We start from the raw sequence: 25,659 nt of genomic DNA on the forward strand, positions 1-25,659 counted from the left end.
TCATGAAGATTGCAGAAATCCTGAAGACGATCCTGTGGTTTCGGACGCCTGAGCCTGAACGAAATCGAGGTGCACATGCGGTCCACGCTTCCCGCTGGCAACGCTGGTGCAAGGCAGTCATCCATGATGCGCGGGGAACCGGGAAAAGACGGCTTCATATCAGAATTTTTGCAGCCCTCAAACGGGATGTCATGTTGGCGCTGGTGGCGATCGGGGTGCATACCGCGGCGGCTTTTGGCGCCGCAATCACCCTCAAATCACTGCTGGCGCAACTCATGCAGGGTGACTCGCCAGTCCTCTCGAACATCACGCAGGGCGCCACCTGCCTGGCGCTGACTTACTGCGCCTGGCTGGCACTCAACCACACGTTCTTTCTGGCTGAGCTGGTCGGTGTCGGCAGTCGTTCTTATGTGGAACAACGGGTTTTACTCAAAAGGACTGCTGCACAGAGCGGCGCTTTCCCGCTCAGCCTGACCACGTTGTTTGACCGCGAAGCGGCACGTGTCGAATCGTCATGGTCAGGGTTGGTCACGATCACCCTGGCGCTCGCAACGGTCATATTCACGTCCACGTTTTTCTTTTTTGCCCTGGGTGTCAGTGCAGTGGCCGCCTTGGCCGTCATTGCCGGCAGTTCACTGACCGTGTTCTGGATTGCCCAACGACTGAGCATGACCTATGAACAGCTGTCGTTGAACTCCACTCAGCGCATAGAAATAGGGGCATTCGCGACAAAAAATCGGCGCCAGGCCTGGCTGAAAAACTGGAATGCCGAATTGATTCGCGAATATGCCACCAAACGAAACCTTGAAGAAGCCTCCCTGAAAAAAGCTGCCCGTCTGGTAGCGGCCATCAGCCTGATCTCGACCATGACGCCCATCGCCGCGCTGTTGAGCTCAGCCCTGTTGCAACTGGTCTACCTGGGCCACGTCGATGCGCCCGGGGTGCTTGCCGCCATCGCATTGATCGGTGGACTGAGATCGGTCGCCAATAATGTTCCGGACATTGTGCAAAGCATCTCTCAAGGGTTTATCGGTCACCAGCATATAGAGCAATACCTTGATGGCCGTGAGCCCAGTACACCCCCTCCCGAAATGCCAACAATGCCTTCCACGACGGCGAAACATATCGCTATCGTCGGTGCCGCAGGCAGTGGCAAGACGTCCGTGCTGAAAAACTGTGCGCAACGTTTTCCTGAGGCTGCCGGCCAGGCGATTTTCATTCCGGACGAGCCGTGGATATTTGCCGGCGGTCTTGGCGAAAACCTGAGTCTCTATCGCCGGGACTTTTCAGACGAAGAGGTGCGAAATGCCGTCGCCCTCGCACGCTTGCCCGAGCAGTTTTACCTCGATTACATCAACGAGCGGAACCATGGCACCAATACTCACTGGGACGTTTCCAGGGGCCAGGGAAAACGCGTCGAACTGGTCCGCGCTTTGGTGGCGCAGCCAGAGTGGATCTACATTGATCAACCCACCTCGGGGCTGGACGAAACGCTAGCCGCGGGATTGTTGACGTCACTGCTGCAAGGCCCGTGGCGCGACACCAGGGTGATGTTCGTCACGGACAAACCGGAAGAAAAAGACGCCGCCGAGGAAGTCTGGACTGTCTCTGACGGCATGGTCACTGGCGTGCAAATCCATCACGTTGCCGCCCGCTCTCGACTTGCCGCCGCACCGGTTGTACGTCCTGTTTCTGTCCGGTCGGCGCCAGAGGCAAATCGCTCGACGGCAAACGACCCGGCAGAGCAGCCTCACGTCAGTTCCAGCTCAATGACCAGCAGCCTGATGGGTTTTGGCATGGGGACCATTACGCTGATTGCCTTCACCCTGCTGGCGCTCAAAGAAGTGTTCACCATTGCCGGCGACTACCTGATCGCCAGCGGTTATCTGAGTACTCACCTGCACGCATCCTTGATCGGACTGGCCAGCGTTTTACTGGTGAGTGCGTTACTGTCGATTTCCGGGGCGTTGATGACGGTCAGGAAAAGCATTGAGGCGGCGTCGGCACAATGCATCCGCTACTTCTCCCATTTGATGAACCCTGGCCTGGATGAGCGCCTGACCCAGGAAATCAATCGCGACAGCCAAAACAAGCTGACATGGGACCAGCGGCGCGTCGATGAAGTATTGCCCGTCCTGCTGCTGGAAACCGTCAGCGCGGCAACCTTGCTGTCCGTCACCACGGGCTACGTCGTCCTGAACAACATCTACGTACTGTTTCCGTTCATTCTCATCGGCCTGTGTTACTGGCGGGGGGCAAGACGCTCCGGCGAGTTGTTGCAGAGGTCCAATACCCGGGAAATCGACGCGACCTCCGTGTTGTTTTCACGCGTTCAAGCGCTGAATTGGGATGGCGGCCGATTTGACAGCACCGCGAACAACTCAAGCATCCTGGACTGGTTGAGCGCCAGCCTGGCCACGCGGGCCTTCGCTTCTCTGGATAACGCCGCGACGCGTCGCTGGTACAGCTACAAACTGGACTTGATGGGCGTTTTCTTCCTGTTCGGTATCGTGGCCTCAACAATTTACTTTCACGCCACCGGCACAGCCACCATGGCTAACGTGCTGGCGGTGAGTCTCTCCTACAGCCTGATTGCGATTTTTGCCCGCTTGGGCAGATGCGCGGTGGAACTGCGACAAGTCCTCGACAGCGCCGATCGCCTGGTGGTGGCTGGCACCTTCCCGGCGACAGCGCCAAGACGCCAACAGGCTCGTGACAATGCGCCACTGGTGTCGTTTTCAAACGTCACGTTTGTTAACCCGCGCAGCGGAACAACGGTGCTCGAACAATTCGACCAGGCGTTTCACGAGAATGATGTGGTGGTGATCATGGGAGCCAGCGGCGTTGGCAAATCAACCTTTGCCAATCTGGTGGTGGGCAGCTTGCTGCCAAGTCTGGGGCAGATATCTACACTGGGTGGCACTGATGGGTATCTGGCACGACAACATGCCGAAGACGTGCAGTTACTGACCTCCAGTCCGATATTCAAACCAGGTTTGCTGGTCGAACATTTCAATAGTCCGTCACGGGAAGAGCTCTATCAGCGAGCGGCTTATCTTGGACTTTCGGACATTGTCGAGCGCTTGCCGGGTGGTTTTAATCAACAGGTTCCCTGGAGTGGTGAAATAAACCTGAGCAAGTCAGAACTTCAACGACTCGCGTTGCTTGACCTGACTGTCAATACGCCGGCCATTGCCATTCTCGACGAGGCCACCTCGGAGCTAAGCAGTGCCGAAGAACTGCAACTCATCAAGAAAGTGATTACTGCGCTGCCGCAAACCTTGTTTTTCATCATCACGCACAACCCTGAACTTTCCACGCTTGGAAACAGGAACTTCAACTTCAACCATGAAAAGCGCCTGGTTGAAAAAACAGCATAAACACATCCTCACAAGCCGTTATACAAGGATCGTCAACATGGAGTTGCACACGCAGCGGGATGCATTTTGTATCAGTTATGGCGTCTCTAACCCACAACTGCCCTTGAGCGGGATTGCCCACTGGGAAGCAACGCTTAAAGGGACGGTGGATCAGCACAGCGCCCTGCATGAGGAACAGGCCTATGTGGCGCCCGGTTTCTTTTACCTGCCGGTCAGCGCGCAGCCGGAGCCGCAGTTCCTGAACCAATTGATACAAGAGGCACATACCGCCGACTGGCTACTGGTACCGTCCTTGGAAAAGACCAGCAGCTCGCTGCGCCAGCAATACGAAACAGACATTATCCCGGTGCCCTTCATGCAAGTCGCGTATCTGCGCGTTGAGGGAAACCTGGACGATTGCCTGCTCACGATTATGGGCAGAAAGCCGTACAAAGAAATGATACGCCTGACCCGAAGGGCCGAGGACCTTTGCCATACACAGGTGTATCGCCTCAGCGAATTGCCTGAAGACAGTGAAGTGCTGAAAGCCTTTTCAACGCTGCAGTCGTTCAACGTGGACAAATATCAGCACGTAAGGAACCTCTATTCCCTTGAGGCGATGCAGGCGCTGGCACGCTCAACGGAAGGTTCAAAGTACTACATAAAAATTAACTACGAAAAATCGAACAATGTGCCTGTCTATGGCTCCCTGAGTTACGCGGATGAGCAACACGGCGTTTTCTCCCAATTGGTACAAGGTCAAGATCGCAGTCAGGTGCCACCGGGACTTAACTTATACGTCAGCGATTACTACCAGCTGTATCGAGTGGCTGACGAATTGGGATTCAAGATGAGTTGTCTGGGTCGCGGCGCCATCGATATAAAAAAACGCATGGGTTCCAACCTGGTGGTCGACCTGGAAAACTGGCTAATCCCCATCAGAACTGGCCAGCAAAAACAAATGCATGAATTTTCAACCAAGAGAGACAGCTAGCAAGGAATCTTTTCATGTCTTTTTTTGATATAAATCGGCAACTCAATAGCAAGCACATAATAGAGAATGGCATCTCGATTATGGATTACCCGACGTCGACCTTTGACCTGGCCGGTACACTTCAGCAGACGCTGGTCGGTCTCTACAACCTCAGAAATGATTTTCCGCTGAACAAGATTCATGAATGCCTTAGTCGGGAAGAAATCAGTCAGCACCTGGAGGACTCCGGTCATTGGCATGACCCGCTACAAACACTGGGGGCGCCAATGATCGAGGAGTACTACAAATTTGTTAATTGGCTCAGCCAACACCTGGGTTTCGATTTCGTGTTCGAACATAACCCGTTGGTGCGCTACCACATCCCCGCAAAACTGGATGATCGTTACAGGCTGCCGGACGGTGAATTATTCACTCACCATTCGGACACCCTGCTGGGCGATTACTTCCAGCAAATCAACATGTGGTTGCCATTCTGCGACGTGAAGAATACAGCAGCACTCAGCGTTTGCTCGAAGCACACCAGCATCTGCACCCTGAAAGCGTTCGCCCAAGAGCAGGATTACAGCTACGACGAATACAAGGACAGCCGGGTCGCTTTTTTCGATTATGCAAAGCAACGCCCACAATTGATGGCGGACCTTCGGACGGATGCCATGCCGACCAACCTTCGTTATGGCCAGTGTCTGATGTTCGATCCACGGGTGTTACACGGGACCGCAGAGAACACTGAGAACATGACGCGCGTGAGCATGGACTTCAGGATTGTCCCCGTGGACGACTACGAATCCATCATCAAGGAACTCGAGCTTCAAGGTGGACGTCCGAACAGCTACGAAGGCGAAGGCTTGATCAAGGGCGAGTTCTACAACGCACTGACCGCACGTGAAGTCGTCAATCACTGAATCCCCCGCGTCGCCATAAAAACTACTTCAATCATCAACCAGGGAATGGATCATGACTACGGCAATCGCGTGGCTGGACGGCCAATACCTCCAAACGGATCAGATAACTTTTTCACCCGTCACTCACTCGCTTTCTTATGCCTCGTCGGTCTACGAGGGAATGCGCAGTTACGGCGCAAGGATTTTCAAATGCGAGGAACACCTGCAACGTCTGCAACGGTCGGCGCAGGTGTTCAAACACGAATTGCACTACAGCAACGCCACGCTGACCGACGCTTGCAATGAACTGCTGGCGCGAAACGGACTTGTAGACGCGTACATTAAAATCGTCGTGTTCTATGACGACGCCGACGTCAGTTTCATGGGGCGCGGCTGTCGCAGCAAAGTGGCGATATTTGTCCTGCCATTCGCCCCCAAGTCCGCCACCACGCCTTACCGTCTGACCATGGCCAATTGGCGCCGAGCACCGGCTCACTGTCACCCCTATCAGGCAAAAAACTCGTCCACATATGCGCTCAGTTTCTTGAGCTTTCGTGACAAAGGTGACGCATTCGACGATGTGCTGTTCCTTTCGACGACTGACACCGTTTGCGAGTCGAGTGGATCCAACGTCTTTTTTGTGAAAGGAAACCAACTCATTACACCGACCACCGAAATGGCCCTGGCAGGCATCACCCGTCGCGTCATCATTGACGAACTGTCTCACACACTGGATTTGCAGATTGTGCAGCGCGATATTTCAAGCTCGGAACTGGGCCACTTTGACGGCGCCTTTCTATGCGGCACCGCCATGGAAATCACCGAGGTCAGCCGCATTGATGACGTGATTTATGAAAAGAATCCATGGGTCGAGTTGCTGGCCGCGGAATACAAAAAAAACGTGATGCGCGCATCGCACTGACAGGCTGGGGGGAGCATGCTCCCCCTTTGTTTATCTGGCGCTAGTGTCATAATCGAACTAACCGCTCATGACACTAGGCTCTGTAGAAACCAACTCATCAAGAGCTGTGTATCTACATGAGCCGACCAGCGACCGCCATTGCCCTTTCCGAGGCCGACAAAGCAGAGCTTCTACGCCGGGTTAACCAGCGCAAGGGCGCACAGGATGCTTCCCTTCGTGCCGAAATCATACTGGCATGCGCAGATGGGGGCACCGGGCAATCCTGCGACTCGCACGTATGATTACAAACGGCATGGGACAACCTCACTGTTCGCTGCACTGGACCCGCGTTACAGCATCCACTTCACGCCGACATCTACCTCTTGGCTGAATCCAGTCGAGCGGTGTGTTGAAGGCCCCCGGCGAATAGAGCTCGGCTTCTCTCCCGAGGGAACGGGGCAAAAACTTGTGCTGCGAACCATCGACGCTGCGGCCTCCCGATTCAAAAGTTGATCGAGCGCTCCTTACTGTCCGACATTCAGATCTGCGATGGTGGTTCACGCATTTTCACCCGAACGAACGGCCAGGCTTTTTTAAAAAAATGGAGGGCATCCATTGCCCTCCCCTCCGCTGTCCACGCCCCCTGCGACAGTACTAATCAGGACCTCAAGTGGCCAGAATGAAGTCTGTGGCAGTGATGGTTGTTGCGTCGGCCACACCTACCAGGCGGATGGAGTCAGCTCCTGCGAAGCTGAGCAAGGTATCCGCACCGACATCGGCGATGGTGACTCTGCCGGCAAAGGTCGCAGCAGTGATGTTGAACGCGGAAATATCGAGCCGATCCTGGCCTCCCTCCGCGTTGGCATCGAAGCTGTTGATCTGATCGGCCCCGAAGCCCGCTGCGAACAGGAAGATATCGTTGCCACTGCTGGCAACCATCGTGTCGTTGCCGGCACCGCCTGTGACCGTATCGTTGCCAATACCGCCATCGATGAAGTCATTGCCGATGCCACCCAACAATGTGTCGTCAGCGGCACCACCGAGCAGCGTGTCGTTACCGCCGTTGCCGGTGAGGATGTCGTTGCCGTCGCCACCATTGAGGGTGTCATCACCCACCCCAGCGGTGATGACGTTGTTCGACGCGTTGCCGTTGCCGGAGAAGTTGCCGACTCCAGTGTAGGTCAGATTCTCGACATTACCGGCCAGCATGTAGCTGGCGAGCGACGTCTGCACGGTATCCGTACCGCCACCCGCCACCTCGACCACCGCGTCCCCGACTGAATCGACGACGTAGGTATCGTTGCCGGCCCCCCCCACCATCCGGTCAACACCTGCACCACCATTGAGGAAGTCGTTACCGACCCCGCCGGTGATGGTATTGGCCTGCGCATTACCGGTGCCGGTGAAGTTACCGGCGCCGATATAGGTCAGGTTCTCGAGGTTGGTACCGAGCAGGTAGCTCGCCAGACTGGTTTGCACCAGATCGATACCACCATTCAGCGCCTCGGTAACGGAATCGCCGACGTTGTCGACCACAAAGGTGTCGCTGCCGGCACCGCCGTTCATGGTATCCGCGCCGAGCCCACCGTTGAGGGTGTCGTTGCTGTCCTCGCCATTAAGGACGTCGTTGCCGTCTCCGCCATTGAGAATGTCGCTGCCGGTGCCGCCAAACAACTGGTCACTACCGGCCAGGCCATTGAGCGTATCGTTCCCGCCAAGGCCAAACAACACATCGTTACCCGCGGTGCCAGTGAGGGTGTTCGCAAAAGCATTGCCCTGCAGCACCACGCCAATCACCGCCGTCGCAGCAGAGGTCACCGACTCCAGCGTGCCGAAGCCATCGGTGTAGCGCACGATCACCCGCAGTTGCTGATTGGCCTGCGCCACACCAGGCGTGAAGGTCGCAGCGGTCGCGCCGTTGATGTTGGTGAAGGAAGTGCCGACACCTTGCTGCCATTGGAAGCTGAATGTGCCCAGCCCATCCAGATCGGCAATCCCGCCAGTGAGCGCGGTCAGCACCTGCCCTTGGTCCGGTGTCATATCGCTGATCAGCAACGCGCCTGTCGGTGCATCGTTGACGTTGGCCACCGGCCCCAGGACGTCGGACGCAACGCTTTCGGCCACACCGAAGTCATCCACGTAATTGACCACCACGCGCACCGTCTGGCCAACCTGAGCCTGGCCAAGCGCGAGCGTGCTGTTGGTCGCTCCGCCGATGTTGACGAAGCCAGCCGCGCTGTTTACCTGCCACTGGAAGGTGAACTGCGGATTGCTGAGGCCATCAACGTCAATGATGCTCGCCGGGTTAGCAGTCAACACCTGGTTCTGCACCGCAAGTCCCGTTACGGTCGGTACTAGGGTCGGCAGGCTGTTCGGCGTCGAGTCGACGATCTCCAGCGTGCCCTTGGCATCCTGATACACCGCCCGGACGCGGATGTTCAGACCCGCCACATCGTCCGTCACCCGGTAGGTGTTGCCAATTGCCCGCGATGCCTCGCCGGCGGCGACAAAGGTGATGTCTTCGTAGACGCCCGAACCGGCAATGTTTTCGACCTGCCAGTAGTAAGCCACCGCACCGGTCACCGCGCCGGTCGGATTGGCCACACTCTGGTTGTCCACGTCGTGTACCGCCCGATCGCTGACACGCAGTAGCTGGCCGGCGACAGGCGTATCGTCACGCACACCGGTGGCATCATCGAGGATCGCCAGGTGACCCGCTGGGCCGTTGTTTTGGGCGGTGCCCACTCCGGACGACTGCGCAACGTCAGCGAACTGCAAACGCTCGATGCCAGTCAGGCGATCGACGCCATCACGCCCCGCCACCGAGTCGGTCACAACGACGGTGTCGCCATCGATCACGACGCTGTACTGCGCCGCATTACCGGAGTACACCGCAGTGTCGAAGCTGTCATTGCCGGTAAGAATCTCCCGCACGATGACCAACTGGCCCGGGTTGTAAGTACCGTTCAGCATCAGCGGCACCAATGGCTCCATGCTGTCGAACGTGGCGATTTGCGCGCCAGTGCCATCAGCGTTCGCCCGTACGCTGATGCGTACGTTCAGCCACTTGTCACCATCGATGATGTCATCACCACCGCGACCTTCGATGAGGTCGCTGCCGCTACCACCGAGGATGATGTTGCCGCCGTCGAAGAACGTCGCTCCGGCTGGCAGCAGATCAGCCAGGCCGTTGATCAGGCTGATGTTGGTCAGCACACTGCCGGTAGCACCCGCGGTGGGTAGCGATGTTGCATCTTGGTTATCACCGCGCAGGAAGTCACCGTGCGAGGAACCCGACAGACCTTCCATGATGTTGAAACTCACCAGCGTCGAGGCACCCGAACCTGGCAGCGGTGGAACATCGAAAAAGCGGTCGCTGTAATCGATGGTCACGCCCTGGGCAAGCCCCTTGAAGGTTGCCCAGTCATAGCCGGAACCGCCGATATAGCGGTCACCGTAGCCGAGACTGCCGACCATGATGTCGTCGCCGCCTTCGCCGTTGAACTTGTCGTTCTCGTTACCGCCGATGTACACATCGTGGCCGATTACAGGGTCGTTGCCGAGCGGGTCGAAGTTGTCGCCAGGTGCACCGTCCGAAGTGCCCTTCTCGATCCAGTCGTCGCCTTCGTTACCCATGTCCTGTTCGTTGGCTTTGCTGCCCAGGATGAAGTCGTTGCCGTGGCCACCCATGGCCTCGGAGGCGTCCTCGCCGGTAACGATGAAGTCATTGCCGAACCCGCCAATGATCAGGTTGACGCCGTTGCCGCCGTGCAGCACGTCATTGCCGTCGCCACCCTGGAGGTTATCGTCGCCGCCGCGGTCGGTGATGATGTCGTCACCGGCGCCACCGCGCAGTTGGTCGTTGCCGTCACCGCCTTCGATGCGATCGTTGCCGCCGTCACCCCAGACCGTGTCATCGCCGCCACCCGAGACGAGGATGTCAGCATTGTTGGTGCCGCCGAGCACGATGTGCTCTTCACCCGTGTACTTGATGTAGTTGGTGTCTGGCCCCGCGGTCAGCGGGTTGTCGCGGAACACCACCTGCTTGCCGTTCTCGCCAAGCGGATCGGCGTTGCCCAGGCCATCGTTGTACTGCTTGCTCTGGTCCCTTTCCAGATAGAACGCCGGGTCCGAGAACACCAGACCCGGCAAGTGAGTGGCCGAGGTGTTGGCCATGATCAGCTTGGCGAACGAGTTGCTTTCAAGTTCGGCATTCATCGACAGGCCAGCGGTACGCTCCAGGTAGTAGAAGCGGTCACCGTCCTGCAGTTTTTCCAGCTGGTTCTCGAACACGAAGTTGAAGGTCGAGCCGAGCATGCCGCCGAACGGAGTCTTCTTCTCGGCCAGGCCGCCGATCCAGAGATCGATGGCATCGACGCCCGTGACCGTCACACCTTTCAGATCGTCGGCAGTACCCAACACCCCATCCTTGCCGGCCCGCGTTACGTTGGCCCAGGTACCGGTGCCGTTGAGGAAGTCCAGGCGGTCAGCCGGCGCACCCGTACCACCGAATACCAGTGCCATGGCTGCGGCGCGTTTGCCTTCCAGCGTGGTCGCCGCCGTGATCGTGTCATGCGTGCCATAGGCAGCGATGAAGTTGATCAACGACTCCGGATGCTTGAGGTGCTGCACCAGGTCGACCCAGCTGGTGTACGGCTTGAGTTGGGTATCACCGGTTTGGCTGTAGATGTCGCGGCGCACAGCATTGAGTGAGGGAATCCCCACGTCGCGGCCACGGGCGATGTTGATCGCTGGCAGGTCAAGCGGCAGGCCGAGCAGGTTATTGCGCAGCGCCTCGGTGACAAACTCGTCGATTTCGTTACCGGCTTGCCGAGTCACCCCACGCACGATCGCACTGGTCGCATCCTCTGGCGTCACGCCACTGGCGACGTACGCCAACGGGTTGAGGAACGCCGCGATCAAGCCAAGTTGTTGATCGGGATTAGCGCTGTTCGGATCGCCAACCACGTTGAAATTGACGTCGAAGCGATCGACGGTCTCGGTCAGCATCGAGTGGCCAAACCGGTACACGGTGTGAGCGAACTCGGCGACGATCGAGGCATCGAGGTCGACGTCATAGACCTGGGTCGGTGCGAAGAACAGGTCGACGTTGGGCTGGATGGTCCGGGCAAACTCCTCGAACACCAGGTGCTGATACTGCATCTCGGTGCCGAACTTGGCAGCCTGGAACAAGCGCTCGCCATTCCACACCAGCGCATCGATCTGAGCCTGGTTGGCTGGCAACCCGCTCACCGGAGTGAGCAGCCACTCGTTGAGGAAGGCCAGGTCACCCGAATCGAGCACGGTGTCCTTGGTCTGCGCTACCAGCCGATTGTGCTCGGCGTGGAAGATCGCATGCACCGCGGTCAGGCCGATGTTCTCGTTGACCCGGCCGTCGCCAGCGATGTAGTGCGCATCCAACAACTCGTTGTCGTAGGCCAGGTTGGCCCCGGTCTGCGGATTGACCGGCACTGCGTTGCCAATATCGCTATCGGTGTCACGAACGAGCACGCCACCGCTAAACACCGGCACTGCGTTGTGGGCAATGTCGGCGAGGAACTGGTGACCGGTGCGCACCGCATTGGTCAGGTCGACGGGGGCAAGTGGATTGCCTTCGACAAGAACGTCATCAGCCGTGCCGCCCAGACCGTCAGCACCCTTCATCACGACCATAGGGAAGCCGTTCGGCCCCTTGATGAAATTGCCATAGGCATCGGTCGCCAACAGCGGGGAACTATCGACGTCGGCATCGGTAAGGCGGATACCGAGGATGTCTTTGGCCTGCGCCTTGACCACCTTCCAGGTCGCCATGCCACCGATCTCGGTGTCGTCTGCGGTCCCAAACTTGCCGTCCGCCCCCAGGTCACGGTTAGTGATCAGCCTGCCGGTCGCTATGGGGCCGTTGTCGGTAAGCTCATAACCGCGCAGGAACACCTGGTGCGATGGGTGCGAGCTGTAGGTCTGGTTTTGGTCCACGAATGGCGAGGTGGTGTTGGTGTGCTCATGGATGTCGTCGGCCGTGCCGAGAATACCATCGGCCCCTGGCTGGTTGGTCGCGCGGGTCAGCACCATGAAGTTAGTATGACCGCCTGGCACATACAGCGGATCATCCGGTTGCAGCGGGATGAAGATAGTGCCCGAGCCGCCTTTGGTGAGCAGGTCCAGACCATGATCGAAGAACTGCCCGAAGAAGGTCATCCAGGCATTGAACGGCGCGGACAACCCCGCATCCGCCGTGGTGTTCTCGAACAGGTACACATCGTGGTCGTCGGCAGTACCGAACCGACCATCCATGCCGGGGCTGGCGACTATCCGTGTGCCATCCTTGAGCACGTCGTCGTTACCCGCCGTGCCGAAATTGAGCACACCGTCCGCACCCGGGTCGTAAGCCGTGGCATAGGCGGCCGGGTTGTTCGACGTCTGGTCGACGATCAGATTACTGATGGTGCGCGGCTGCGAGTCAAACACAAAGCCACTGGTCTGCTGATACGACGATCCGGGGATGGCCGGCGAACCGGGGCCGAAGAAGCCGGCAGGAGCGCCTTGCGCCGGATTGAAGACCGGATCGGTCACGCGCGGGAAGACGTTATCGGCGGCACCAAACTCGGTGTTGTTGATGCCGTTGAGGTTCATCAGGTTGTTGTTCGACCCATCGACCGCACGCAGGCCCAACGGCGCACGGATATTCGGGATCAGCGAGAGAATGTCCTGACCGGCCGCGTCAGCCTCGGCAATCTTGATCTGATCAAGGATGAAATTGAGGTCGGAGCGGACCATGTGAAGGCCCTCGCCTCCCTCGGTAGCATTGACGACGGGTGTCGGCGCCGTCGGCACAACCGGCGCGCCGGGAACCACCACGGCAGTCGGCTGCGAGAACACCACTTCAGTCGTGCCATGACCATCCTGGTAGATCGCCTTGACTCGCAGTGTCAGCCCGGCAAGATCCGGGGAGACCTTGAACCTGGTGCCGTCGGCACTTTGGAACGCCATGTCACCCGCAGGTAGCCGGATGATGTCTTCGAACACGCCGCTGCCAGGCGTGGCTTCGAACTGCCAATAGTAGGACACCGAGGCGTTGGTGATAAAACCTTGCGGATTACCCACCCCGACGTTATTGCCATCGCGCACCCCGGCCACGCTCACGGTCAGTATGTCGCCCACCGTTATCGCGCCGCCGTTTCCATCCGTGACGGTCGGCGTGCCAACCGGTTGTGCATTCAGCCCCGGCACCAGCACTTGCTGGATATCGGCGAACTGCAGGCGTTCGATATGCAGCAGGGTATCGGTGCCGTCGCGACCCGCTTCGGTATCTGTCACCGTCCAGACATCGTCCGCCACATTGGCCGTGCCGCGGGTGTCACGAGTCACCACATACTCGGACCGAAGCCCGGAGAAAATGGCGGTGTCGAAGGCCGCCCCGCCAGTCGAGGTGCCAGGCATGACTTCTCGCACGGCCTTGAGCTGACCCGGGTTATAGGTGCCGCCCAGCATGAACGGAATCATATCGGTCATGCTGTCGAAGCTTGCGATCTCGGGGCCGGTATGGTTGACGTCGTCGGCGCCATACACCGCGATTCTGACGTTGATCCATTTGTCGCCATCGATCAGATCGTCGCCACCGCGGCCCTCGATCAGGTCACTGCCATTGCCACCGAGGATGATGTTGCCAGTGGCAAAGCCGGTGGTCGGCAAACCGGCATCGGCCAGAAGCTGCTCCAGTCCGCGGATCAACGCCACATTGGTCAGCGCACTGCCCGTGGTGCCACCGTGGTCGATGATAGTGACCGCATTAACATCATCGCCTTTGAGCACATCGCCGAATTGCGAACCGGACAAGCCTTCGACCTCGGCAAAACGGTCGAGAATCGAGGCCGGCGAGGCGCCGACCGGATTGAACACCCCGTTATTCTGGTTTGGCGCGTTGCCGTGTGGCTGCGCCAGCGTGGCCATGGTCAGGTCAACGGTCACGCCGGCCTTGTCATTTTTGTAGGTCACCCAGTCGAAACCGGACATACCGTCCATATCGTCCTGGGCATCGCTGCCGACAAAGATGTCATCGCCACCCTCGCCGATCATTTCGTCGAAGCCAGCACCACCGACAAAGATGTCGTTGCCGATCACATCGTCATTGAACAGCGGCGAGAAGTTGTCGCCAGGCGCACCGTCCTGGGTGCCCTTCTCGATCCAGTCATCACCTTCGTTGCCGGTAGCTGGCAGGTTGGTCTTGGCACCGAGGATGAAATCGTCACCCTGACCGCCGAAGGTAAGGGAGATGTCTTCGGTGGTGACGATGAAGTCCTGGCCATCGCCCCCCAGGATCAGGTTGCCTCCAGCCAGCATGCTACCGGCGACAATCACATCGTTACCGGCATTACCTTCCAGACGGTTGTCGCCGAACGAGTCGGAGATGATGTCATCGCCCGCGCCGCCCAGTACCGCATCGTTCCCGGCGCCGCCTTCCAGGCGGTCGTTGCCGCCGTCGCCGTAAACGGTGTCATCGCCTTCACTGGAGATGATGATGTCATTGCCGGCAGTGCCACCCAGGACGACATGGTCTTCACCGGTGTACTGCAGATAATTACTGTCGGCACCCGAGGTGTTGGGGTTGTCGCGGATCACCAACGGCACGATCTCCACGCCGTTGATCATGATGCCGCCAGTCGGATCGGCGCTGCCGTCCGCGCCAAGGCCAGTGAACTGATGGGGCTTATTCACTTCGAGAGTGAAAGTCGGCGTCAGGAACACCGTGTTCGACAGGTGGGTGACGTCGGTATTGAGCATGATCAGCTGGGCGAAGGAGTTGTTTTCCAACTCGGTGCCGAAGTTCAGGCCCGCGGTACGTGACAGATAGTAGAAGCGGTCGCCGTCCTGCAACGCCTCCATCTGGGTTTCAAACACGAAGTTGAACGTCGAGCCGAGCATCCCGCCGAACGGCATCTTCTTCTCGGCGAGGCCACCGACCCAGAATTCGATGTCGTCGACGCCCGTGATCGTCACACCCGTCAGGTCGTCTGCAGTACCCAGTAGCCCATCCTTGCCGGCCTGCGTTACGTTGGCCCAGGTACCGCTGCCGTTGAGGAAGTCCAGGCGGTCAGCCGGCGCACCAGCACCACCGAATACCAGCGCCAGGGCTGCAGCGCGTTTGTCTGCCAGCGTGGTCGCCGCCGTAATCGTGTCATGCGTGCCATAGGCAGCGATGAAGTTGACCAACGACGCGGGGTGCTTGAGGTTGTCCGCCAAGTCAGCCCAACTGATGTACGGCTTGAGTTGGCTGTCGCCGGTTGATGCGTAGAACTCACGGCGCGCCTCATTCAACGTGGGGATGCCAGTGTCACGACCACGCGCCAGGTTCAGGCTCGGCAAATCGAGCGGCAGACCGAGCAGGTTGTTGCGCAACGCTTCGGTGATGAACTCGTCGATCTCGTTGCCGAGCTGGCGGGTCACACCGCGAATGATCGCCCCTGCCGCTTCGTCCGCGGTAGCCCCGCTGCCGGCGAACGCCAGCGGGTTGAGGAAGGCCGCGATCAGACCGAGTTGCGAGTCCGGGTTGTTCGGATCAGTGAGCAGCGGATTGAACTCGGGGTCGAAGCGATCGACGGTCTCGGTCAACATCGAGTGACCGAAGCGGTACACCACGTGGGCGAACTCAGCGAGGATTGCCGGGTTGATCGAGGCGTCATACCCGTTGGGTGCAAGGAATGCGTCGATCTGCGGCTGAATGGTCCGCGCGAACTCCTCGAACACCAGGTGCTGGTACTGCATCTCGGTGCCGAACTTGGCGGCCTGGAACAGGCGTTCGCCGTCCCACACCAACGCCGCGATATCGGCGGGTGCAGTCGGTACCGCGGCCACGTCGTCCACCAGCCATTCATTGAGGAAGGCCAGATCGCCGGAGGCCAGGATGGTGTCCTTGGATTGCTGGACCAGGCGGTTGTGCTCGGAATGGAACACATGGTGCACGGCGGTCAGGCCGATGTTCTCGTTCGCCCGGCCGTCGCCGGCAATGTAGTGAGCGTCGAGCAGTTCGTTGTCATAGGTCAGGTTATTGCCGCGCGCGCCGACTGGCTGCGCATTGCCGACATCGGTGTCAGCATCCGCCTGCAGAACCCCGCCGACGACTACCGGCTCGGCATTGTGGGCGATGTCGTCGAGGAAGCCATGCCCGGTGCTCACGGCGCTGGCCAGGCTGATCGGAGCATCCCGGTTGCCTTCGACCAGTTGAGTGATGTCATCCGCCGTCCCGGCGATACCGTCAGCACCGCTACTGACGCGCATCACCACCTGCGGCATGCCGCTCGGCCCCCGGATGAAGTTGCCATACGCATCGGTTGCCAGCAGCGGCACGTTGTGCACATCGGCGTCGGTCAGGTTGATGCCGAGAATGTCACGGGCCTGGGCCTTGACCACTGCCCAGGTCGCCATGCCGCCATTTCCACCGGCGCCATCATCGGCAGTGCCGAACTTGCCATCGGCGCCGAGATCGCGGTTGGTAATCAAGCGCCCCGTTGCAATAGGGTCACCGGCCGCGTTGAGGGCGTACTCGCGCAGGAACACCTGATGCGACGGGTGCGAGCTGTAGGTTTGGCTCTGGTCTATGAACGGCGAGGTGGTGTTGGGCTGGCCATCATCGATAGTGCCAAGTACTCCGTCCGCGCCGGCGGTACGCACTGCACGTGACAACACCATGAAGTTGGTCGGGCTGCCCGGTACGAACAACGGGTCGTCCGCCTGCAGCGGAATAAACACGAAGTCGGTACTGCTCTTGGTAACCAGGTCGAGACCGTGGTCGAAGAACTGGCCGAAGAAGGTCAACCACGAGTTGAAGCCGGCGGTCAGACCGGCGTCCGGCGACTCGTTGGGGATGAAGAACACTTGCTTGTCATCGTCCGTGCCGAACACGCCATCCAGACCGGGGCTGATCACCGGGGCGGCACCGCCGTTCGCCGCAACCGCGGCCGGGTTGTTGGCAGTCTGGTCGGCGATCAGGTTACTGATAATCCGTGGCTGCGGGTCGATCACCGACCCTGTCCCGGCGTATCCCGCTCGATACGAGGGATCAAGTAGGCGCAGGAAGGAATTGTCCGCGGCGCCAAACTCGCTTTGCCCGGCGACCAGGTTGTTGAAACTGCCATCGACGGTACGCAGGCCGAATGGCACCTGACTGTTGGGTAGCAAATCACTGAGATTGGCGCCGTCGGCATGCGCTTCTGCGATGAAGATTTGCTTGAGGATGAATTGCAGGTCCGACTTGTTGAAATTGGCCATTTCGTTGATTGTCCTCGATCTATCTGGGGAAAGGCACGGGACGAAAAAACCCTCCCACGCCCAGTCAGGTGCTGGCTTGCGCGCTTGGAGTTCGCGGAATGAATCAGGCCCGTGGAATGGAATGGTGAGGTGGCTTACGCAAATTTCATGCGCATGTAACTGAAAGGCCCGTGCAGCAAGGCTTGCAGGGGGATTTCCGAACAGGCGACAGGCGTTGCGGTCACCCAGTTGTGGGGGCTTTCGGGGGGGCTTTTGGGGACTTTTGGGGACGGATGGGTATGTGCGGGGTATCGGCTATGCTGTAGGGCGCGCGCACAAAGAAGGCAAATTGCTATCACTGCATGATTAATGATTCACACAGCGCCGCTATAGAACAAAATGTTATTTCAGACTGTATCGTCAAGGAAACAAACGCAATCTACGCTGCTGCATGCGGGAGCAACGCAGAGATTTCGCAAAAGTCGCCAATAAAGCGACCCAGCCTGCGTGTCGACGAGCTGCCTACGGAACTACATCTACTGCTAGCCAACTGCATCTACTGTTAGCTGTTGCGCCGCAAGGGCAACCGGCTTTTCGGAGAGGGATGACCAAAATGCACAAACAGTCGAGCACCCGCTCCGAACTGGCCGACGCGCTCTTTCGCCTGCGCCGCAGTTTTTACTCGCTGGCAGGGTTCAGCGGCGTCATCAACGTCTTGATGTTGACTCCCGCCGTGTACATGCTGCAGGTCTATGATCGGGCCCTGGTCAGTAGCAACGTCACGACGCTGATGATGTTGACCTTTCTGGTGATGGGCCTGTTCTTGCTGATGGCCGCGCTGGAAATGGTCCGCACCCGCGTGCTGATCCGGGTCGGCAACTGCCTCGACATGGACCTCAACCGACGTATCTTCACCGCTGCCTTCGAGCGCAACCTGAGCCGCGCCGGAGGCAATCCGGCCCAGGCCCTGCAAGATCTCTCGCAGGTTCGCCAGTTCATCACCGGCAATGCCCTGTTCGCTTTCTTCGATGCGCCGTGGACGCCGATCTACCTGCTGGTCACCTATCTGATCCACCCGCTGCTCGGACTGCTCACCCTGATCGGCTCGCTGATTCTGGTGGGCCTGGCTTATCTCACCGAGAAGGCGACGCAAAAGCCGCTGGCCGAAGCCAATCAGGCCGCCCTCTCCTCCGCCCAATACGCCAACAACAACCTGCGCAATGCCGAGGTCATCGAGGCCATGGGCATGCTGCCGTCGATCAGCAAGCGCTGGTACCAAAGCCATTTGCGCATTCTGGAAATGCAGACCCTGGCCTCCGACCGCGCCGCCATGATCAGCAGCACCGGGCGCTTCGTGCGGATCACCTTGCAGTCGCTGATCCTCGGCGCCGGCGCACTGCTGGCGATCGAAGGCAAGATCACCCCGGGGATGATGATTGCCTGCTCGATCCTCACCGGCCGCGCGCTGGGCCCGGTGGAACAGGTCATCGCGTCATGGAAGCAACTGCTCGGCTGCCGTTCGGCCTGGGGCCGGCTCAACGAGATGCTGCACGACTATCCGCGCCGGCCACCGAGCATGTCGCTGCAGCGGCCGCTGGGCATGGTGGCGGTGGAGAATGTGTATGCCGGTGCCCCCGGTACCAACAACACGATTCTGCGCGGGGTGAGCTTCAGCCTTGTCCCCGGCGAAAGCCTTGGCATTATCGGCCCGTCCGCCTCGGGCAAATCCACCCTCGCCCGCCTGCTGGTTGGCGTCTGGCCGGCGCAGGCCGGCAAGGTGCGCCTGGACGGGGCGGACATGTTCACCTGGAACAAGGGCGAACTTGGCCCCTGGCTCGGCTACCTGCCACAGGACGTGGAGCTGTTCGAGGGCACCATCGCCGACAACATTGCGCGCTTTGGCGAAGTCGACAGTGACGCGGTCATCCGCGCCGCCAAGAGCGCTGGAGTGCACGAGATGATCCTGCGTTTTCCCCAGGGTTATGACACCCGCCTGGGCACCGATGGCAGCCCGCTTTCCGGTGGCCAGAAGCAACGCATCGCCTTGGCCCGCGCGCTGTATGGCGAACCCAATCTGATCGTGCTGGATGAGCCGAACGCCAACCTGGACGACGTCGGCGAAAAGGCCCTGGTGGATGCGCTGGCCGAACTCAAGGGCCGCGGCGCCACCGTCATTCTGATTTCCCACCGTCCCAACGTGCTCTGCGCCGTCGATAAGGTGCTGATGCTGCGCGACGGCGGCGTGCAGATGCTCGGCACACGTGATGAAGTATTCACAGCGCTGCGCAAGGCCAGTGTGATGCCTGCAGGCGCATCGACTCCGCTGGCCTCCGTCAAAGCACGGGAGTGACCGATCATGCAAATGAGCCAACACACCGAAATGATTCCCTCCGATCCCAAGAGCCTGATCGATCGGGATGTCCGTAAACCCGCGCGGTTGGGCATTTGGCTGGTCATCGCCGGCTTCGGCGGCTTTCTCCTGTGGTCCTGGCTGGCGCCGCTGGATGCCGGCGTGGTAGCGACAGGCACGGTCAAAGTCACCAGCAATCGCAAGGCCGTGCAGCATCTGAGCGGCGGCACAGTGGAAGCCATTCTCGTCCGCGAAGGCGATGTCGTGACAAAAGGCCAGGAGGTGGTTCGCCTCGACGCGTTGCGTGCCATTGCCGAACAGGGTGCGGTCAGCGCGCAGTACATCGTCAGCAAGACCGTGGAAAACCGCCTGGAAGCGGAACGCGACGGCCGCGATGTGGTGACCTACGATCCCGAATTGCTCAAGCGCTTCAAGGATGACCAGCGCCTGGTGGCCGCCATGGACTTGCAACAGCGCCTGCTGGACACCCGGCGCGCCGGTCTCGCTGGCGAAATCAGCATCCTCCAGGAAAACCTGACGGCGTCGGCGGTGCAGCTCAAGGGCCTGCAGCAGGTGTATGGCGCCCGCGCCTCGCAGATCAACTTCCTCAACCAGGAACTACAAGGTACCCGCGTGCTGACGGCCGAAGGCTATGTGCCGCGCAACCGCCTGCTGGAGCTGGAACGCAGCAATGCCGACCTCTCCGCCGGCCAGGCCGAGAACCTCAACAACATCGCTCGCGTGCGTAGTCAGACCACCGAAATCAAGCTGCGCATCCTGCAGCGCCAGCACGATTACCTGAAGGAAGTCGAATCGCAGCTGACCGACACCGCCAAGGAAAACACCACCCTGGCCGACCGCTTGCGCGCTCTGGACTATGAAGTGACCCACACGGTGATTCGATCGCCCATCGATGGCATGGTCCAGTCCCTGAGCATTGCCACCGTCGGCGGGATAATTCAGCCCGGCTTCAAGATCATGGAAATCGTTCCGGTCAACGAACCGCTGCAGGTCGACGCGATGATTCCCGTACAGGCCATCGACAAGATGGTCCCCGGCCTTGCCGTGGACATTGCCTTCCCGGCCTTCAACCATGCCCAGACGCCAAACATCCCCGGCCGCGTGAAAACCATCTCTGCCGACCGCCTGCTCGACGAGGAAAGCAAGCAACCGTTCTATCTGGCTCAGGTGGAAGTCACGCCCGATGGCATGAGTCTGCTTGGCAGCAATCACATTCGCCCCGGCATGCCCGCCAGCGTCACCATCAAGACTGGCGAGCGTAACCTGTTGAGCTATCTACTCAAACCGATGCTCGACCGTGTGGACAGCTCCTTCAAGGAACAATGAAATGGACCGTCATTGCCTGTTCTTCTGCCTGCTGGGGCTGTCCCTGCCGGCCAGCGCCATGGACCTCAAACAAGCTTGGGATCTGTTGCAGTACCAAGGCCCTATCTACCGCGCCGCAGTGCATGAAAAAGAGGCCGGCGGGGAAAACCGCGCCATCGGCAAGGCCGGCCTGCTACCGCAGATCAATGCCTCGGCCTACGGAAACAAGGTCAATGGCTCCCAACGCCAGAACGACATCGACAACGATCTGGACTACAACTCCAAGGGCGCTAACGTGCGCCTGCGCCAGCCGCTGTTCAACAAACAGAAGATGGCCGAGTACCGCCAAGGTAAGCAGCGTGCCGACTACAGCGTCGCGGTGTTCGATGCCAAGACTCAGGACGCCGCGGTGCGCCTGGCCGAAAGCTATTTCGACGTGCTCCTGGCCAGCGAAACCATCGTCCTGGCCAAGTCCAAGCTGAGAGCCTTCGATGAGCAACTCGCCTCGGCGAAACGGCGCATGGAGCTGGGGGCCGGCACCGTCACCGACATCGACGAGTCGGTCGCTCGCCGCGACCTCGCCGAGGCCGAGCTGATCGAAGCGCAGGACAACTTGGTCAACGCGCGCCGCAAGCTTGAGGAATATATCGGTGAAACCCCCGAATCGCTGACCACCTTACGTCCGAGCTTCGATACACCACCGCTGCTACCGAGCAACCTGCAGGACTGGCTGGTCAAAGCCCAGGCCGATAGCCCGCTGATCCATGCGCGCCGTTATAGCAGCGACCTCGCCGAAGAAGAAGTGAAGCGCGCCAAGGCCGGCCACTGGCCAACACTGGATTTCATTGCCGGCTACACCGCGGGCGAGAGCCAATCAATCTCCGAGTTGAATCAACGCAACCGCTACGGCTCAATCGGGCTGGAAGTAAATTTCCCGCTGTTCAACGGTGGCGGCGTCAGCGCGCTGGCACGCCAGGCCAGTGCCAATAGAGAAAAGGCCCTGGACGAGCTCGACGCCACGCGACAGGAAGTCATCTCCGGAACCACCCGTGAGTATCGCGGCGTACAGAGCGGCGCCAAACGTATTAACGCGCTGGAGAAGGCAGTAGAGTCCAGCGAACGCTCACTGACTTCGACACGCAAGGGCTTCAAAGAGGGAGGCACCAGCACCAACTCGGAAGTCCTCAATGCCGAAGAGCTGCTCTTCGTTGCGCGCCACGATCTGTTCGAGGCCAAGTTGCGCTATTTGATGTCGCGCCTGCGCCTGGCCTCTTCGGTGGGCAGTCTGGGCGACGACGATATCGACCAGATCAACAACTACCTCGGCCCGGAACTGCTGGTCACCAACTAACTTTCTCGCCTGGCGCTCACGGATGAACATTCAGTACCGCGTCCAGACAAAGTCATGATCGACCAGCAGTTCTGGATCGAGGGCCGCAATCAGTGTGCCTCCGCGCCTGCGCCCAAGGCGTGCACGATCCGAAGTTATGCCGAGCGCGCGCACCTGCTACGCCAAGGCTCGGCAATTGTGAGAACCAAGGATCCAGACAGACTCACCGAAGGCCCCCTGGCTTTTCGTTGTGCAGGGTTTAACACGCTGATTGCCGCCACCTTCTTTAGCACGCAACCTGGTGTCGTGTACCTGAAATGGGCAAACACCTCGGTCACTCTGAGCCAGGTGCAGAGTGATTCGGGAACCCAATACATTGGCAAGGATTACTTGGGGAACTACAGCTTCTGGCAAAACGGCAACGTGGTCCTTTTCCAGAAGCCAGGCTCAGGGGAAATGAGTTGTACGGCCGAGCCGGTCGGCTGATTTCTTCAGTAAACATGGCGCGCTGCGCCGACGCCAACCGCCCGAACGGCAGCGGGAATTTTTGGCGGTCGGCAAAAACACTCTCCCGATCACAATGCGTGTACGAGCTAACGGCCCTATAGCAAGAACTGATTTACTGGCCGCTCAAACCCCAGGTGTTCGCGGAGCGTCAAGCCTTCGTATTCCGTACGGAAGATGCCCCGGCGCTGCAGCTCAGGAACCACCTTCTCGGCGAAGTCCGTCACCCCGTGAGGAACGTCCGAGAACATGATGATGAAGCCGTCGGAGCCTCCCTCGACGAGCCATCGCTGCATGTCGTCAGCAATCATGGCTGGGGTGCCCACGAAGCTCAGGCCCGTGTGACTGCCCGCCTTTGCGGCAAGGTCGCGAATCGTGATGCCAGGTTCTGCGGCCAACTCCATGATCTGGCTGCGTTGGGTCTTGTTTGCATTGGTTTGCGGGATCGGAGGCAGCGGCCCATCCGGATCGTATTTGGAAACGTCGTAATCAAGCATCTGACAGAGCGAGCGAATGCCGCTTTCGTAGTGAACCAGGCTATCGAGCTTGACACGTCGTGCCACTGCTTCCTGCAGCGTATCGCCGACCACGACAAAAGCTGCCGGGGTGATCTTGATATCGTCGCGGGATCGGCCGGCTGCGACGGCGCGTCCTTTGACGTCTTCATAAAAGGCTTTGCCGGCATCAAGGTTCGGTACCGCGGCGAACACCCATTCAGCGGTCTCGGCGGCGAGCTGGCGTCCGGCATCCGATCCCCCCGCCTGCACAATGACAGGTCGTCCCTGGGGTGGTCGGGCGATATTCAGCGGGCCTCTCACACTAAAGTTCGGCCCCTTGTGATTGAGCACATGCATTCGAGTCGGGTCGAAGTAAACGCCGCTTTCCTTGTTCCTGACAAAGGCATCGTCCTCGAAACTGTCCCACAGCCCGGTCACGACGTCGTAAAACTCCCGTGCTCGGGCATAGCGCGAGCCATGCTCAGGCTGCTCGCTGAGGCCAAAATTGAGGGCAGATTCGGGGTTCGAGGTGGTGACGATATTCCACCCCGCTCGTCCGCCACTGATGTGGTCAAGCGACGCGAATCGGCGGGCAACGTGATAGGGCTCGTCGTAGGTCGTCGATGCAGTTGCGACCAGACCGATATGCTGAGTGGAAGCGGCGAGCGCCGAAAGCAGGGTGAAGGGCTCAAATGAAGTCACGGTGTGACTACGACGCAACGCTTCCATCGGCATGTTCAGCACACCCAGATGATCGGCCATGAAGAATGCATCAAAGCAGGCCGCCTCCAAAGTCTGCGCCAGGGAGCGCAGAAGCGGGAAATTAAAGTTCGCATCAGCGGCCGCATCCGGGTAGCGCCACGATCCCGTGTGAATAGCGACTGGGCGCATGAAGGCTGCCAGGTGCAGTTGTTTTTTCAAGTTCATAAAGCCTCACCAGGTTGTTTCTCCCTATGGACGGTCGGCGGCAGAGCCACTTCGTGACAACCCACCACCTCTTGCACCGTCCTCCAATCGACCTCTATGCTAAGGTAGCGTTCAAGATCGATAAACCGCCTACAATTCGCAGATAGGTAGCATTTATTTCCACCCGGTTGAGACTATGACATCCGAAGATTCGTTTAGCGGGATCAACATTTTTCTCGTCACCGCACGTTCGGCCACCTTCACTGAAGCCGCGGAACGGTTGGGGATAACCAAATCCGCCGTGGGTAAGGCGATTGCCAGGCTTGAAGGTCGGCTGGGCACCAGCCTCTTTTACAGGTCGACCAGGAAACTTTCCCTCTCCCCCGACGGGGAGGCTTACTTGGCTGTGTGGTCATCCGCACTAGACGAGATCAAGGCGGCAGAAACGAATTTCGGCAGTCGATTCGGCGAACCCGCCGGTCGCTTGCGTGTAGACATGCCGGTCGCGTTTGGAAAACAGATGATCTTGCCAGTGCTCTTGGACATGGCGAGTCAATTTCCCCGGTTGCACCTCACCCTTTCCTTCTCAGATCGAATCAACGACATCACGGACGGGGGCATCGACGTAGCCATTCGGCTCGGCGGCGTCGACGACGTCCCAGGCCTGGTGGCAAGAGCACTGACGGCACAGCGGTGGGTCATCTGTGCGACGCCTGGCTATCTCGACCGCTATGGAACTCCAACGACGCTGGACGAATTGAAAGACCACCGCTCGATCGTTGGCTATAGGGGCGGGAGCACCTTGGCCTGGAAGTTCACTGTCGATGGCAGCACGGTGAAGTACGCACCGCCACCGACCTATCAGTTCGACGACGCCGATGCCATGATCCTGGCGACCAAGCATGGGCTCGGTCTGTGCCAGATGCCGATGTGCCTCTTTCAGGACGCTATCGACCAAGGGGAGATAGTCCCTGTTCTCCAGGACCTGGAACCGTCCCCAATTGAGGTGCACGCTTTATGGTCGAAGACGAACCACCTGCGCCCCAAGATCCGGCACTTTATCGACGCACTCATTGATCTATTTAATACCCGGGCCTAAGTGCCGAGGGCATTTATGTAGTCAGGCTCAATGCCGAAGCGCGGCAACTGATGCACCTGCTGCAGATCTGACTCAGCCCTTTCGCACAGGGAAACCTCAATGGCCATGAGACCGCTGATACGATCCAGTTCAAGCTCACACTCGGCAAGGCGACGGGTCAACGCCAGATTTATAGCATTCAATTCCTCCATCGCTTGATCTGCGAGAAGGCGATTGATCACTCTACTCAACCCAAAAAACATAGCTTCGTCCTCCCGGTAAAGGCATG

11 protein-coding genes and 1 pseudogene are annotated in these 25,659 nt (G+C 59.2%); 9 read left to right on the forward strand and 3 right to left on the reverse strand.

Annotation, left to right across the window (positions count from 1 at the left end; all coding sequences use genetic code 11):
- Positions 1-2 precede the first annotated feature (2 nt).
- From GUY40_RS01050 to GUY40_RS01065, 4 genes are read left to right on the forward strand one after another with little or no spacing between them, the layout of a single operon-like run.
- Positions 3-3,380 (forward strand): ATP-binding cassette domain-containing protein, encoded by a 3,378-nt coding sequence (locus tag GUY40_RS01050; protein ID WP_166567075.1) that lies wholly within the window; start codon positions 3-5, stop codon positions 3,378-3,380.
- Positions 3,349-4,353, forward strand: coding sequence for a hypothetical protein (locus GUY40_RS01055; protein ID WP_256675614.1), 1,005 nt, complete (start codon positions 3,349-3,351; stop codon positions 4,351-4,353). Before GUY40_RS01050 ends, GUY40_RS01055 begins: the two co-directional genes overlap by 32 nt.
- 14 nt (positions 4,354-4,367) lie before the next feature.
- Positions 4,368-5,255, forward strand: a complete 888-nt coding sequence (locus tag GUY40_RS01060; RefSeq protein WP_166567076.1) for a mitomycin antibiotic biosynthesis protein — start codon at positions 4,368-4,370, stop codon at positions 5,253-5,255.
- Between the two features lie 52 nt (positions 5,256-5,307).
- The gene (locus GUY40_RS01065) at positions 5,308-6,156 is read left to right on the forward strand and encodes an aminotransferase class IV (protein ID WP_166567077.1); all 849 of its coding nucleotides are present in this window, start codon (positions 5,308-5,310) and stop codon (positions 6,154-6,156) included.
- A gap of 645 nt (positions 6,157-6,801) precedes the next feature.
- Here GUY40_RS01065 and GUY40_RS01070 read toward each other — a convergent pair.
- Entirely contained in the window at positions 6,802-17,400 is a 10,599-nt protein-coding gene (locus tag GUY40_RS01070) for a peroxidase family protein (RefSeq protein ID WP_166567078.1), read from the reverse strand.
- A gap of 592 nt (positions 17,401-17,992) precedes the next feature.
- Here GUY40_RS01070 and GUY40_RS01075 point away from each other — a divergent pair.
- From GUY40_RS01075 to GUY40_RS01090, 4 genes and pseudogenes are all read left to right on the forward strand, one after another.
- Positions 17,993-19,729 (forward strand): type I secretion system permease/ATPase, encoded by a 1,737-nt coding sequence (locus tag GUY40_RS01075; protein ID WP_166567079.1) that lies wholly within the window; start codon positions 17,993-17,995, stop codon positions 19,727-19,729.
- 6 nt (positions 19,730-19,735) lie between these two features.
- Positions 19,736-21,076, forward strand: coding sequence for an HlyD family type I secretion periplasmic adaptor subunit (locus GUY40_RS01080; protein ID WP_166567080.1), 1,341 nt, complete (start codon positions 19,736-19,738; stop codon positions 21,074-21,076).
- 1 nt (position 21,077) lies between these two features.
- Positions 21,078-22,406: a TolC family outer membrane protein gene (locus GUY40_RS01085; RefSeq protein ID WP_166567081.1), complete on the forward strand. Its 1,329-nt coding sequence runs from the start codon at positions 21,078-21,080 to the stop codon at positions 22,404-22,406.
- Positions 22,407-22,871 (forward strand): annotated as a pseudogene (locus tag GUY40_RS01090) (MliC family protein); the annotation flags it as partial. It abuts the gene before it with no gap.
- A gap of 116 nt (positions 22,872-22,987) precedes the next feature.
- Here the strand turns inward: GUY40_RS01090 and GUY40_RS01095 are convergent.
- Positions 22,988-24,313, reverse strand: coding sequence for an LLM class flavin-dependent oxidoreductase (locus GUY40_RS01095; RefSeq protein ID WP_166567082.1), 1,326 nt, complete (start codon positions 24,311-24,313; stop codon positions 22,988-22,990).
- A gap of 175 nt (positions 24,314-24,488) precedes the next feature.
- Here GUY40_RS01095 and GUY40_RS01100 point away from each other — a divergent pair, with 175 nt between their 5' ends.
- The gene (locus tag GUY40_RS01100) at positions 24,489-25,391 is read left to right on the forward strand and encodes a LysR family transcriptional regulator (protein ID WP_166567083.1); all 903 of its coding nucleotides are present in this window, start codon (positions 24,489-24,491) and stop codon (positions 25,389-25,391) included.
- Here GUY40_RS01100 and GUY40_RS01105 read toward each other — a convergent pair.
- A complete protein-coding gene (locus tag GUY40_RS01105; protein ID WP_166567084.1) occupies positions 25,388-25,633 on the reverse strand; it encodes a hypothetical protein in 246 nt (81 codons plus the stop codon). The genes GUY40_RS01100 and GUY40_RS01105 overlap by 4 nt on opposite strands.
- Positions 25,634-25,659 lie beyond the last annotated feature (26 nt).

The sequence above is a fragment of the Pseudomonas sp. R5(2019) genome (genome assembly GCF_009905435.1).
In the GTDB taxonomy this organism is placed as follows: Bacteria; Pseudomonadota; Gammaproteobacteria; order Pseudomonadales; family Pseudomonadaceae; genus Aquipseudomonas.